This is a genomic window from Paenibacillus aceris, from assembly GCF_017874035.1.
Classification (GTDB): domain Bacteria; phylum Bacillota; class Bacilli; order Paenibacillales; family NBRC-103111; genus Paenibacillus_E; species Paenibacillus_E aceris.
Genome location: NZ_JAGGKV010000008.1, coordinates 155628 through 169483 on the forward strand (window position 1 = coordinate 155628; position 13856 = coordinate 169483).

The 13856-nt window shown below is 46.3% G+C and carries 11 protein-coding genes; 1 reads left to right on the plus strand and 10 read right to left on the minus strand.

The annotated features are described in order from the left end of the window. Positions 1–120: 120 nt before the first annotated feature. On the minus strand, positions 121–942 hold the full coding sequence (locus J2Z65_RS16800; protein ID WP_167059935.1) for a hypothetical protein: 822 nt from the start codon (positions 940–942) through the stop codon (positions 121–123). Positions 943–1287: 345 nt separating this feature from the next. Between J2Z65_RS16800 and J2Z65_RS16805 the strand changes: the two genes are divergently transcribed. Continuing rightward, positions 1288–3420, plus strand: a complete 2133-nt coding sequence (locus tag J2Z65_RS16805) for a GMC family oxidoreductase (protein WP_167059938.1) — start codon at positions 1288–1290, stop codon at positions 3418–3420. 174 nt (positions 3421–3594) lie between these two features. Here the strand turns inward: J2Z65_RS16805 and J2Z65_RS16810 are convergent, their stop codons facing one another. From J2Z65_RS16810 to J2Z65_RS16850, 9 genes are all read right to left on the minus strand, one after another. Then, positions 3595–3798: a carboxymuconolactone decarboxylase family protein gene (locus tag J2Z65_RS16810; protein ID WP_240159766.1), complete on the minus strand. Its 204-nt coding sequence runs from the start codon at positions 3796–3798 to the stop codon at positions 3595–3597. A 136-nt stretch (positions 3799–3934) separates the two neighbouring features. Continuing rightward, complete coding sequence (locus tag J2Z65_RS16815; protein ID WP_193580960.1) at positions 3935–4846, minus strand: RNA polymerase sigma-70 factor; 912 nt, start codon at positions 4844–4846, stop codon at positions 3935–3937. A 251-nt stretch (positions 4847–5097) separates the two neighbouring features. Continuing rightward, on the minus strand, positions 5098–6054 hold the full coding sequence (locus J2Z65_RS16820; protein ID WP_167059941.1) for a D-2-hydroxyacid dehydrogenase family protein: 957 nt from the start codon (positions 6052–6054) through the stop codon (positions 5098–5100). 223 nt (positions 6055–6277) lie between these two features. Then, entirely contained in the window at positions 6278–7411 is a 1134-nt protein-coding gene (locus J2Z65_RS16825; protein ID WP_167059944.1) for an alpha-hydroxy-acid oxidizing protein, read from the minus strand. Positions 7412–7469: 58 nt separating this feature from the next. Then, entirely contained in the window at positions 7470–8627 is a 1158-nt protein-coding gene (locus J2Z65_RS16830) for a homogentisate 1,2-dioxygenase (protein ID WP_167059947.1), read from the minus strand. A gap of 2 nt (positions 8628–8629) precedes the next feature. Further along, entirely contained in the window at positions 8630–9904 is a 1275-nt protein-coding gene (gene fahA, locus J2Z65_RS16835; protein WP_167059950.1) for a fumarylacetoacetase, read from the minus strand. 3 nt (positions 9905–9907) lie between these two features. Further along, positions 9908–10861, minus strand: a complete 954-nt coding sequence (locus J2Z65_RS16840) for a hypothetical protein (RefSeq protein WP_167059953.1) — start codon at positions 10859–10861, stop codon at positions 9908–9910. A 37-nt stretch (positions 10862–10898) separates the two neighbouring features. Then, positions 10899–12014 carry a 4-hydroxyphenylpyruvate dioxygenase gene (gene hppD, locus J2Z65_RS16845; RefSeq protein ID WP_167059956.1) on the minus strand — a complete coding sequence of 372 codons (1116 nt, stop codon included), beginning with the start codon at positions 12012–12014 and terminating at the stop codon, positions 10899–10901. Positions 12015–12261: 247 nt separating this feature from the next. Further along, on the minus strand, positions 12262–13791 hold the full coding sequence (locus J2Z65_RS16850) for an extracellular solute-binding protein (RefSeq protein ID WP_193580975.1): 1530 nt from the start codon (positions 13789–13791) through the stop codon (positions 12262–12264). Positions 13792–13856 lie beyond the last annotated feature (65 nt).

Genomic DNA, 13856 nt, shown 5'->3' on the forward strand with positions numbered 1-13856 from the left:
GAAGTAGACGATCTTACGGTTGGTGTTTAAATGTACGATCGTGATCATCCCCCCGCCCATTTTTTGTCGCAAAAAAAAACGAAAGGGTTTTGACCCAATCGTTTTTGAATACCAGATGATTTACTTTCTTTTCAGCATGAATATCAAAAAACTAACGGCAAATGTGAATAGTGAAAATAGAAATGCAATACTTGAGAAAGCTAGCAGATATGTATTATATTTCACCATACTAACCACTATATTGTATCCATCTACATGAAATAGCGTAGCTATAACGTTAAGTACTACCAATAGAACATAAAGGCTTATTAGTCCGTTTAACGCCCCTTTAATGTCAGAAGCGCTTAATGCCATATGCGATGAAACGCTAATCGCTATAAATAAGAACAACCAAAATCCAGGATTCGTCAGACTCGAAAGTGTAAAAAGTGCTTTTCCAATTGATAGCAGCGATGATCCTACAAATTGAATACTGCTCGTATCGATCAAATGCTCGGATAAAGTATGGGAATTAAGTTCAACTATGAATGCTTGATACGAATCCGGCAAGAGGATATACATGGCGCCTATTAATGCAGCAATGCCGCTAAAGATTGGACCTAATCCGATAAAAAAGTTCCCTATATTTTGATAGAGACTTCTTGCATTCCACTGGTGATTTACATATCCCAACACGCCATTTGGCTCGTTAAACTGAAGAAACTTCACCTCAAGGACTTTATGCCGCCAAATCCAGCACTGAATTAAATGACCCAATTCATGAATCGGTGTTCCAATCAAGGCCGTCACGATCACAGCTTTTCTTCCAAATGAACGCTGTAGAAACATGTTCGAATTATGCTCCAGAATACCAAGAAGAAAACCAGTTCCAATCAAAACTCCTACCAAGTAAAGCAATTCTATTAGACTCACCAGGAGGAGTTTAAAAATATTAAATTCCATCCTTCACCTCGCTCATTATTCTCAGGATTGAACCCTTTCTCATTCCTCAGCTCATATTCTACGTTCCTGTACTTCCAATTACAAGTTATGACTCCCTCCTTAAGCTCTTTTCAAATGGCTTAAAATCCCATCGATATCTAGCGGGTAGCTTATGGAGCATGATAAACTAAGCTATAGAAGCGCTTACATCCCCCTTCCTGCTCTGACCGCGTTACAAAGCAGTAGTGATGTAAGCGATTGAAACTATTCATGACTGGAATGCTACTGTCCCAACGGGTAAAGGAGAGATCGTTCATGAGGATGAGTAATTATCATGTCAGCAGACGGATTGGGTGGTGGACGTAGATGAAAACCGGCGATCAGACATATTTATGGGGTGAATTAGGCCCTATCTTGGAGGCAGCCGCAGACCGGATGATTCCGAAAGATCAATGGCCATCGGCAACAGAAGCCGGTGTTCTGGAATATCTGGAACGTCACGCAGGCGAGGATGTCGCTACCTGGGTGGATTTGATTAATCCCGGTCTTCGCGCACTGGATGCCGAAGCAACAGCTATCCATCGTCGACCGTTTCCCGAACTTATGGTTAACGAGAAAGATAAGCTATTACAGGACATTGAGTTTGATCGTGTTCAGAATTGGCCCGTTTCGCCTAAACTTTTCTTTAGCACCTTATTGAGTCTGGTTATTGAAGGTTACTATGGAAGTCCTGAAGCCGGCGGGAATCGCGATGGCAAATCGTGGAACATGATTGGATTCCGTCCTGGACCCGTATCAGAAATTCAATCACCGGCCCCTGAAACCGATCTCTCGCAGCAGAACTTCAATCAGCTGCGAGATCAGTATGATGCTATCGTCGTGGGAGCTGGTGCGGGTGGCTCGGTAGCAGCGGCGATGCTAGCCGAATCGGGGCTTCGTGTACTCGTCGTAGAGCGCGGAAACTGGCTTTCCTACAGCCAAGTAGGCAATGATCATGTTCGTAATCATCGTTTTAGCAAATATGGCCATAACACAGGACCTGAGTTGGAAGGCAATCCCCGAACGATTCTGTTGGCGGGCGGAAACGAGCGGATTACAGCCCCCTATGAAGGCAACTATCATAATAACGCAATGACGTTAGGCGGCGGCACACGAATCTATGGGGCGCAGGCATGGAGATTTCATCCGGATGATTTTCGAATGGCAACACGCTATGGGATTCCGGACGGGAGTTCGTTAAGCGATTGGCCGCTCAGCTATGCTGAACTCGAACCTTATTACGAGCGGGCTGAATGGGAAATCGGCGTCTCTGGTGACGGTGATGCCCACCCAGGGCGCGGGAGGCGGCATTGCCCTTATCCAATGCCGGCGCTGCCAATGACACTCGAAGCAGAACGATTGGCTCGGGCGGCAGCGAAACTCGGATGGGACGCGGGGCCTGTTCCCCTACTCATCAACTCTGTCGATCGTGACGGTCGGCCTGCCTGTGGGCGGTGCGGCCAGTGTGTCGGATTTGCATGCCCAACCAATAGCAAGAACGGTGGCCACAATACGATGTTAGTGAGAGCCATCGCTACAGGCAACTGCGACCTGATTTGCGATACCATGGTGGAGCGCATCGACACCGAGGCAGGTGGGCATGCAACTGGAGTTCGCCTAGTTCAATCGACGGCAGGTACAATCCAACGGCTGCAGGTACGAGCAGGACACGTGGTGGTTGCAGCCGGAGCCATTGAAAGCGCGCGACTACTCCTCAATTCGGCAAGCGATGCCGAACCACACGGGATAGGCAACCGCTTCGGACATGTGGGAAGGAATCTTCAGGGGCACGTCTATTCAGGTGCCTATGCCCTCTTTGACGAGCCCGTTCAAGACGGTCTTGGACCTGGCGTAAGCATTGCCACCTGTCGTTTTGCTCACGGTAACGGGAGCGGGATTGTTGGCGGTGGGATGCTTGCCAACGAGTTCACCCGTCTTCCGCTCATTCACTGGTATCGAGCGCTTGCGCCGGATGCGGCGCGTTGGGGTAGCGCAGGCAAAGAAACGATGCGCGAGAGCTACTTACGCACGAGTCATGTTCAGGGACCGATCCAGGATATCCCGACCTCTGAATCAAGAGTGCGGCTCTCCCCTACGGTCAAAGATCGCTTCGGAATACCCGTGGCTCAGCTCTCGGGAAGTGTCCATCCCGAGTCACTTAAAGCCGCGGCCATGCTGGCCGAGCAAGCAGAAGCTTGGCTCTGGGCTGCCCAGCCGCGGCAGGTTTGGCGAACACGGCCAGGTGGAGATCTTAGTGCCGGCCAGCATCAGGCAGGAACCCTGCGCATGGGTGATGACCCTTCGACATCAGTCACTGATCCCAATGGTCGCGTTCACGGATACGACAATCTTTGGGTAAGTGACGGTTCCGTACACGTGACCAATGGCGGTGTTAATCCGGTGTTGACGATTCTTGCATTGGCTTTCCGAACAGCAGAAAACTTGGTTAAACAAGGTTAGCGAAATTGAAGGAACGGATATGTTGCTGCATCATACAATCGGCATATAAGATGTCTTCTAAAACAAAAAAGGGAGCAGATCGCCTCGGCGTCTGCTCCCTTTTTCCACCCATAATACTTGTCATAGACTCACAAACGGTAATGTGTGTGAACCGTACCTTGTTTGCGCATGCGGTTAGCTCAAGCCCGCTTTCGTCAATCCATATGCTTTGTCGGCCGAACCCGGTACATTCTTGAAGGCTACGTTAATACGGTTCCAGACATTAATCGCCATAACCGAGAAAGTCAGATCCGAGATTTCTTTTTCAGAAAATTGCCCGCGTACTCGGTCTCTGATGTGAACAAGATCGAGAATTTTCTCTTCAATTACGCTTTCCATCTCGGCGGTGCTGAATTCCAACCAATGTGTGACACAACATATTTCATAGCTACGAATTATCAGAGTGGACAGGAATAAAGAATATGGTTGCTAGGCGGAATACGGCAACGCCGTAAAACGCCGAGTCTCCATTAAGCTAGTGCACATCTAAATTTTGTATTTTATCTGGGTTCACAATAAAATAAATTCGATGAATATTCGTCGTTTTGACATCCCATTCAAAACATATGACCCCGGTCGGTGTGCCTTCTTTTGTTAACAAAATCCCTGGTTGGTGATTGACCTCGACCAATTGTGCTTTAGATTCAGGAAAGCGGCTTGACGAAAGGGCGTTCAAAATGCTGAGTACGCGTTCTCTGTTATAGATAGGATTGATTGCAGCGGACACTTTTCCTCCACCGTCAGCAATGAATATTACATCCTCTGTTAACATGTCCACCAGCGATTGAATGTTACCGCTCGAAATGGCAGAAATGAAACGTGTCACCAATTCATTTTCTACCGGAAGCTGTGCGGAAAGCACATCCTCTTTTTGTGAGGATAACTCTATTTTTTTCTTGACACGACTAAAAATTTTACGGCAATTGACTTCTGATTTGTTAACCATTTCTGCAATTTCACTATGCTCATAGGCAAAAACTTCTCTTAGTATAAACACTGCTCGCTCCAAGGGTGTAAGCTTTTCCATGAGAACCAGAAAAGCATAAGAAATCGTATCATTACGCTCTACACTATCTAACGGACTATGCTCGGTGAGTTGCACTGTTGGTTCTGGAAGCCAAGTGCCAACGTAGCTTATTCTTTTTTTTCGTGCAGATTTTAATTCGTTCAAACATCGATTGATCATCATTTTGCTTAAATAGGATTTGATGCTATTAATATTCTCGTTTAGATATCCATGTATGCTTATAAACAAATCTTGAACCATATCCTCAGCATCTGATCTTGAGCCAAGCATACGGTAAGCAATTGAAAATAAGTGTGGCTTGTAGGTTTTATACAAATCTTCAATGTTAATAGAGGAAGGATCAATAGTATGACTTTGCATAATTTCCGCCTTTCTTTCATGCGAAAAATCTCGCCAATATCTACATATTATTCAAAAAATTGAAATGATTCATTCTACACTTTTTCAAGCAGTATGATTGTTATCACTGATAAGACAACTGGCGATGTCTATGTGTGACATCTATCTCAATTTCTCCATACAAAAAAGGAGCAACTGCTATGGCAGAACTGCTCCTCGTTTAACTATCGTCTCGCCTTACTTGAAGAAAAGTTGTTCATCATGCCTTCAAATCAAGAAAGCGTTCGAACCGGTGATCCGGATAAATAAGCTTCAATATCTTCAACCACGTCTTTATAAAAAGCCTCATAATTCGCTCTGGATACATAGCCGATATGCGGTGTAGTGAGCAGATTCGGAAGCGATCGGTAGATATCGTCTTGCGGCAACGGTTCCACCTCGAATACATCTACCGCGGCGCCGGCGATCCAACCGCTCTGCAAAGCCTCTGCCAGTGCTGCTTGATCCACGATCGGGGCGCGGGACGTATTAATCAGATATGCCGAAGGTCGCATACGTTTAAGCTCTCCGGCCCCGATCATTCCTCTAGTTCGATCGCTTAATACAAGATGAATGGACACAAAGTCGCTGCTCTCCAGAAGCTCCTCCTTCGATGCGGCCAATCTCACTCCAATCTCGTCGGCCCGCTCCTTCGTTAAATTCTGGCTCCACGCCACAACATCCATTCCGAAAGCTTGGCCAAATTTGGCGATCTTGCTGCCTAATTTGCCGAGTCCAAGTACGCCAAGTGTCTTGCCGTACAAATCCGATCCAATCGTGCTTTGCCACTGACCGCTGCGGATCGCGTTATGCTCCTGCACAATGTTGCGGGCGAGCCCCAAAATCAATGCCCACGTGAGCTCGGCAGTTGCGTTGCCTGCGCCTCCCGTACCGCACACGGTAACACCTTGGGAAGCGGCTGCAGTCAGGTCAATCGAAGCATTGCGCATCCCTGTCGTAACGAGCAGTTTCAAGCGGGGAAGCTTGGCAAGAAGCGATGCGCGGAAAGGAGTCCTTTCCCGCATGATCACGACAATGTCGCAGTCGGCGAGTTGTTCGACCAGTTCCTCCGGTTGATCGATATGCCGATCGATGCTCTTGACCTCCACCTTGTCCAAGATGCGAGACCAATCCGTGGCTGATAATGCCACTTGCTGGTAGTCGTCTAATATCGCACAGCGAAGCTTCATATGTAACTTGCCTCCTTCATAATAGTACACTCGATTACTCCAAAACCATGTGGAAGCACGCTAGCAATGAAATCACCCGTGATTTATGCTTGTACATCCAGCATATAAATATATGTACAGTATATTCTTGCCCTGCGAGAGTTGTAAACAGCTGTCGAAACCTTAAGTAAATTCTATTACGTTTGTTAAACTTCTACGAGACCGCCTACGGCTGTAGCTGCATTTAGCTATTTCTAGATAATATACTAGGCTGTAGATCACTTATATGTTTTAGACCCGCCATTCCGAGATTCAAATCAAAGTCAGCCACCATATTTTCAATAACATGCCGAACTCCCGTTTCTCCAGCAATCGTCAGCCCATAAAGGTAGGGGCGTCCGATAAATACCATTTTCGCCCCCAAGGCCAGCGCTTTTAAAATATCCGCCCCGCACCGGACTCCGCTGTCGAACATGACGGGAACACGATCTTCGGCCACATCCACAATGGAAGGTAATGCCTCTAATGCCGCGATGGCTCCGTCCAAGTGCCGTCCACCATGGTTAGATACGATAAGTCCGTCCGCACCGTAATTTATCATCATGTTGGCGTCCTCCGGATGAAGGACCCCCTTCACAATAATGGGAAGTTTCGTAATCGAGCGCAAAAAGCGAAAATCCTCGACTCTAATATGGGGATTGGATGTCAAATATTGCATGGTTTGAGGAGTAAGCGTGGATCCGTATTTTTGCCTTACAATCGGGTCGGAAATAAAATTACCAATTCCGTAACGAAACATAAACGGGGAAACGCACAACGATAAATTCTGGGCTCTCCACCCTTCCTCCGGCCGGTCAAGCGTAGGGACAATGGCGGAAAACCCTGCTCTTTCTGCGCGCAGCACCATACTTTTCAACACATCGCGATCGTGCCCGAAAAACAAATGAAACCATCTGCTTGGCTGAGCGTCGGCTACTTTCTCCAAAGAATACGAAGATACCATGCTTTGAATAAACGGAATGCCCAAAATCGCTGCCGCCTTCGCAGATGCCACTTCCCCCTGCTCGTGAAACATCGCTTGCCTTCCGATAGGAGCGAAACCAACCGGGAATGGGAACGTCTGCCCGAAAAGTTTTACAGAAAGATCTCGATCAGCAACGTCCCTTAATATCCTTGGAACAATTCTCCAGCGCTGGAATGATTCCAGGTTGGCCCGTATTGTACTCTCGTCGCCGGCGCCGCTTGCCGCATAGGAGAAAGATCGAGGATCAAGAAGCCTGCGCGCCTCTTGCTCCCATTGCTCAAACGTAATAAGCATGCGCCGTGTTTGATCACAATCTCGAATGCGTTCCGTTTGAATAGAGGTTCCAAAATTCATGCCGCTCCCCCTTTCTCCCTATGATATGAATGATCGAAATCAGGTAGATGTTCATCCCTTATTTTTGAACCCAGCTATAAGGATAATTTTGATCCTCTAATGGTGCAGCACCTTTCACCACACGTAAAGGACGGAAGGTATCAATCATAACCGCTAACTCTAAAGTCTCTTTTTTACCGATGCTGGCTTCAATTTTACCCGGATGTGGTCCATGAGGAATCCCCGAAGGATGCAAAGTTATTGAGCCTACCTCAACGCCTTTACGGCTCATAAAATTGCCCTCGACGTAATAGAGGACTTCATCGCTATCAACATTGTTATGATAATACGGGGACGGAATGGATTCCGGGTGGTAATCGAACAATCTTGGAACAAACGAGCAAACGACAAAGTTATTCCCTGCAAACGTTTCGTGAATTGGCGGCGGCATGTGAATTCGACCTGTAATCGGTTCAAAATCTCCAATATTGAAAATATAAGGGTACAAATAACCGTCCCAACCTACGACGTTTAATGGATGATGGTTGTAGATATGAGAATGCAAATACCCTCTGGTTTTGGTTCTAACCTCATATTCGCCAACATCCGTATGACTTTCCAATGATTCAGGGAGCCGTATATCTCTCTCACAGAAAGGGCTATGTTCCAGAAGCTGTCCATGCTCGTTCCGGTAGCGCTTCGGCGTGCTGATCCAACTAGATGTTTCTATGTTCAAAAATCTGGAATCACCCTGCTCTGGAATGATTCGATAAATCGTACCCGCCGGGATAACGATGTAATCCCCTGGTCGGTAACTGAGGGTACCAAATATCGTCTCAACTTTCCCCGTACCCCGATGAACAAACAACAATTCATCTCCGTCCCCGTTGCGATAATAATAATCCATCGCTTGGGTCGGATTAGAAACGGCTAGTAATACATCTTCATTTCCAAGCATGTAGTGCCTTCCGTTTATCGCATCTCCCGTATCTGTGTACTTTCCAGCCAGGAAGTGCCTGTATGTCAAAGCTCCTTGTTCTTCAAACTCTATGTTAAAAGGTGCAAAGATATCTGCTTTAACGATATCCGTCGGAGCCGCGTGATGATAAAGAATAGACTGTATACCTGAGAAACCCTTTGTACCCATGACTTGTTCACGGTATAAGGAGCCATCCGGTTTCCTGAACTGCGTATGTCTTTTCTTGGGAATCTCACCCATACGGTGATAAAAAGGCATCTTTAGCTCCCTCCTTTTAACAAAGCCGGCAGCACACGACCGGTTACCTCGCCGAAACCGACTTTATAACCGTCTCCCTGACACCAACCGGTGATCGTTAAGCAATCGCCATCCTCGAGCCAAACTCTTTCATCCCCATTATTCATTTGCAGCGGCTCACTTCCGCGCCATGTCAATTCCAACATGCATCCTCGAGATTCCTTCACAGGGCCGCTAATGGTTCCGGATGCCAATAAATCCCCTGGACGCAAATTACAGCCGCTTACCGTATGATGAGCGATCTGCTGGGCCATCGTCCAATACAAATAGCGGAAGTTACTGGCCGAAATACGGTCCGGCTGCTTCATGGATTGACTCTGCAAATAAACCTCTAATGTGATATTAAAAGATCCCGGGCTTATCTGCCGCAAATATGGCAGCGGTTCCGGGACCTGCTTCGGAGCAGGAACGCGAAATGGCTCCAATGCTTCAAGTGGTACCACCCATGGCGATATGGAGGTAGCAAAATTTTTCGCCAGGAACGGTCCTAGCGGCTGATATTCCCAAGATTGAATATCACGCGCGCTCCAATCGTTTACGAGCACAAGCCCAAATATATAATCTTCGGCTTCTTCAATTGAAACTGGCTGACCTTGATCATTCCCTGTACCAATCAGACAGCCTACTTCCAGTTCGAAGTCCAGCTGACGGCTTGAGCCGAAGACAGGCACAGCTGAGTCCGGCAGCTTCATCTGCCCTTGCGGGCGGCGAACCTCCGAACCGCTGATCACTACGGAGCTCGCTCTCCCATGATAACCAACAGGCAGATGCAGCCAATTCGGCAAAAGCGCATTTTCCTTACCTCGGAACAGGATGCCAACATTCGTTGCATGATCTTTTGAAGCGTAGAAGTCCGTATAATCGCCAATCTCTACAGGCAGCAGCATCTCTACCTCGTTTTGAGCATAAATGGCGGAGGCTCGCAGTTCTTCATTGTCTCGTAAAGTCGGTTCTTCTGCATCGAGCAGACGCCTAATGGTTGAACGAAGTTCTTTCCAAACAGGACGGCTAAGAGACATCAGGGCATTCAACGACGGTTGATGAAACATGTTTTTACCGGACAATGCCGTCTGGTCAAAGCAGCCTGCGCTGTCTAATACAGCCAGATCCAGGACATACTTTCCGATCGCAACCCCGATTCGCGGCAGCCCGCCTCTGAGGGGGCGAAATACACCATATGGCAGGTTTTGTATAGGGAAATGTGAATCCGGCTCTACTTGAATAAAAGAACGGACCATGGTTTAACTCCTCTGCTCCAATAGTTGTAAATCTCGCATCTCGTCACGCGGTTCGTCAAAACTACAGCACCCATAGGAGCACACTCTCTCATTTCGATAAGCCTGGATTTCAGATGAACTCATCGTGAGCTGCCTCCATTGCAGGCCGTCGCTTGTAAATTTGAAGCTTTCCGGAAGCTCATCTTCAAGGATTTCCGCAATATGAGGAATCCCCAACTTGTAAGAGTGAGCAAGCAATCCTGCAAAAAACACATTCAGAAATCCATGCATTTTGGTCTTAACCTCATTGCCGTACATGCGAACAGGATGATGCAGCCCTGCTGTAAATTTCAATGGGAGATCTCTGTCTCTGCACTCTGCCAGCACAAGGGCAACCTGTTTGGCGGTTGGGAAGGCTTCGGCTGTGATGCCTCCCGTTCTTAATTTAATACCCAAATGCAATCCACTTACTTCATTATATGCAGCAATTTCATCCAAAGCAGCGAACATGTTAGATTCCCAATCCTTATTTAACACATAGGTCAATTCGCAAAATGTCTGCAACCCGTGCCTAGATGTCCCACTCCCAACCTCCTCCATAAGATGAGCTTGCAGAGGAATCGGCGGTAGCGGTAAATCGAGCACAGCAATCTGGGATACGGCTTGAAAGTGATCTCCGAACGATTGAATCTTCTCAAGGCTCTTCCCTAAAAGTTCCTTGCATGAATCAACATCGCTGCTTCGATCTCCAATGACCGACAGCCTGAGTGGATGATCTTGTGAAAACGATGGCATATAAGGAGCTAATTCTTGCAATCGTGAGACAGGGATAACAAATTTGCCTAACATCCAATTATCTTGATCACGACTATATACTTGGTAATTCCGAATTGCCTCGTTAATCGGCAGCCCTGCCGGTGGAAAAAGTCCTGCATAATCAATTAGCTTCTCCATGAAAATCCGTACGCTCGGATACATCTCCGCGCCTCCTTTCATTCGCAGCCATCCTACATACTTATAAATTCCCACGGCGGGCCTGTTCTCTTTCAATCGATTCAAACAATGCCTTGAAGTTGCCTTCTCCGAAACCTCGCGATCCTTTCCGCTGAATGATCTCAAAGAATAAAGTAGGACGGTCTACGATAGGCTTGCTGAATATTTGTAATAAATATCCTTCATCGTCTCGATCAACCAGAATCTTATTATCTTGAAGCTTTTGAATGTCTTCATCAATCATACCCACCCGAGCGGAAAGCATTTCATAGTAGGCATCCGGAGTATCAAGGAATTCTACGCCGTTAGTGCGTAGCTTTTGTACGGTATCAATGATATCGTTGGTCAAGATCGCTACATGCTGAACGCCCGCGCCATTATAAAATTCAAGAAACTCTTCAATCTGCGATTTGCGCTTTCCGGTTGCTGGTTCATTCAGAGGGAATTTAATTCGTCCCCCGTTATGCATGACTTTTGACATGAGCGCCGAGTATTCCGTACTAATATCCTTATCATCGAAATGAATCATTTGTGTAAATCCCATAACGTTCTCGTAATAGGAAACCCACTCTTCCATTTTTTCCACGTTTCCGACAACATGATCGACACCAATCAAGCCGGTCTCCTCATAAGGAATTACGTGATCAATCGGGTAATAACCAGGCATAAAAATTCCCTTGTAATTCTTTCTGTCTACAAGCGTATGCACCGTATCACCGTATGTTCCTATAGCAGCTTTTATTACTGTGCCGTTTTCATCTGTTAACACTTGAGGCTCCAGAATCGAGATTGCTCCTCTCGAGACAGCTTCAACGTAAGCTTTCTCGACGTTTTCTACGCGAAGTGCTATGTCTTTGACGCCTTCGCCGTGCTTTTTCACAAAATCGCTGATCGGATGATCCTCTTTCAACGAACCGGACACGATAAACCGGGTTTTCTTCTGTTCCAGCACATAAGAAACTTTATCCCGCTGTCCCGTTTCCAGTCCGGCATAGGCAACAATCTTGAATCCGAAAGCTTTGCTCAAAAAGTAGCTTGTTTGTTTGGCATTCCCAACATAATATTCGACATAATCAAAGTCATGAATCGGGAAGAAGTCCTGCTGTTTTCTATTCTTTTTTGATGCTTCCTTTTTCATAATTTTCACAGCCTCCTTGGGAATACTTTCCTATTTCATTATATTCGCCCTCCTAAAGCATATGTGGCTGCCGTTCAGGATGACAAACTTCTGTGCAAATATAGATCTTTTTTTGTCTCACTAGCCGGCCGCTCAGTTAGTATTTCCTCCGCGAGAAGACCAAAAAGGCCCTCTCGCTAACCGAGATGGCCTCATATTGCTTTCTTCTTAAAATCGTTTTTAGGAATAAAGGGAGTTAACCTTTCATTTATTTTTTATTTAATGCCGCATAGGAGTCTTGGAATTCTTTGATCACTTTATCGCCACCAGCCTTGAGCCAGCGGTCGACTTCGCTTTGGAATCCTGCATCGTCAATTTTACCGATAATATACTTTGTTTCCGCATCTTGGATCATTTGATCCAATTCGGCTCCATGATCGTTGTACGTGGTGGAATTCAGGGTCAATGCAGGATTCGGGATGGAAAATTTCAAGCCAGCAGGCTCCATCTGATAACCTTTCATCGCCAAAGGTGTATCTTTTAATTGTGGAACATTATACGTCTCAAAATTCACAAGATCATCGCGATAAGGCTTCACTTCTCGGTTAAATGCAGTCAAATCAAGCCATTCAACGGTACCGTCTGAATTTCTCTTGAAGTGCTTCCCTTCAATTCCGCGTTTCTGAAGGGTCGACATCGGTTCGTCAAGAAGTTGGTCTAGGAAGGTGAGAATTCGTTTCAATTCCGCTTCGTTCTTCACAGAAGATTTAGGGAAAACCAGAAGCCCGTTGTTACCCGGCTGGCCTGCTACCCGTGGCCCTGCCGTACCTTCCCAATTGACAATATCCAATTCTGCCGTAGGAACAACCTTTTTGAGCCTGTCTTGAATATTCGCAGCATTGGTCGCTGAACCATTCACTTTAATGCCTACCCGTCCCTTTTCAAATTGGTTATCTCCGTCCGCACTTTCTAAAGAAGTAAAGTCCTGATTGATTAATTTCTCAGCGTACATGCGTTTGAATAACTTCATCGTGTCCATGAATGGCTGAGTCATAAATTCCGGCGTGAATTTGCCGCTGCTATCAACCCCCCAAGTATTAACGCCGCCTTGAGAGACAGCCATGCGTGTTAAAATTGAGGTAGCATTGAGATTAATATTGTACTTTTTATCCAGCACAAAGCCGTAGGTATCGTTTTTACTATTGCCATCAGGGTCGTTCAAGGTGATCGCTTTTGCAACATTGTACCAATCGTCCAATGTTTTGGGCGTTTTCAGACCCAATTTATCGAGCCAATCCTTGCGGTAAACAATTGCCGATCGGCCAATTTCACGATAATTTGGAACTCCATATAATTTTCCGTCAACCATGATGTTTGCATAGTATTGTGGATTCTGCACCTTTAAATTTTTATAATTATTGAGTAGAGGACCGACTTCCCAGAACATGTTCTGCTGAATATCACTGCGAATTACCGGCGTGTAGTTGACCTTTAAAATTTTGGGCAGCTCATTGGAAGCAATCATAACATTTATTTTTTCATCGTAGTTCGCTAGGGGTATCCATTGAATGTTGAGCTTAGAATTGGTGTACTTTTCAATCGCCAGTTCCACTTCATTTCCTTTAGCGGGAATCTCACCTACTTGAGGCATAGCAATGCTTAACTCAAGCGGTCCAGTGTTTGCTGGCGTTGTTGCGGCCGGATCTGCTTGCTGGTTTGAGCACCCAACAGCTATAACTGTAGTCAATACAGCAACACTTGTCATAGAAACCAAATTCGTCTTTTTCAATAGACTCATCTCCTTGGTTAAATTAGAGCGAACAATGTTAGCGCTTCCCAAATCATCCGGCATACACATTCGTT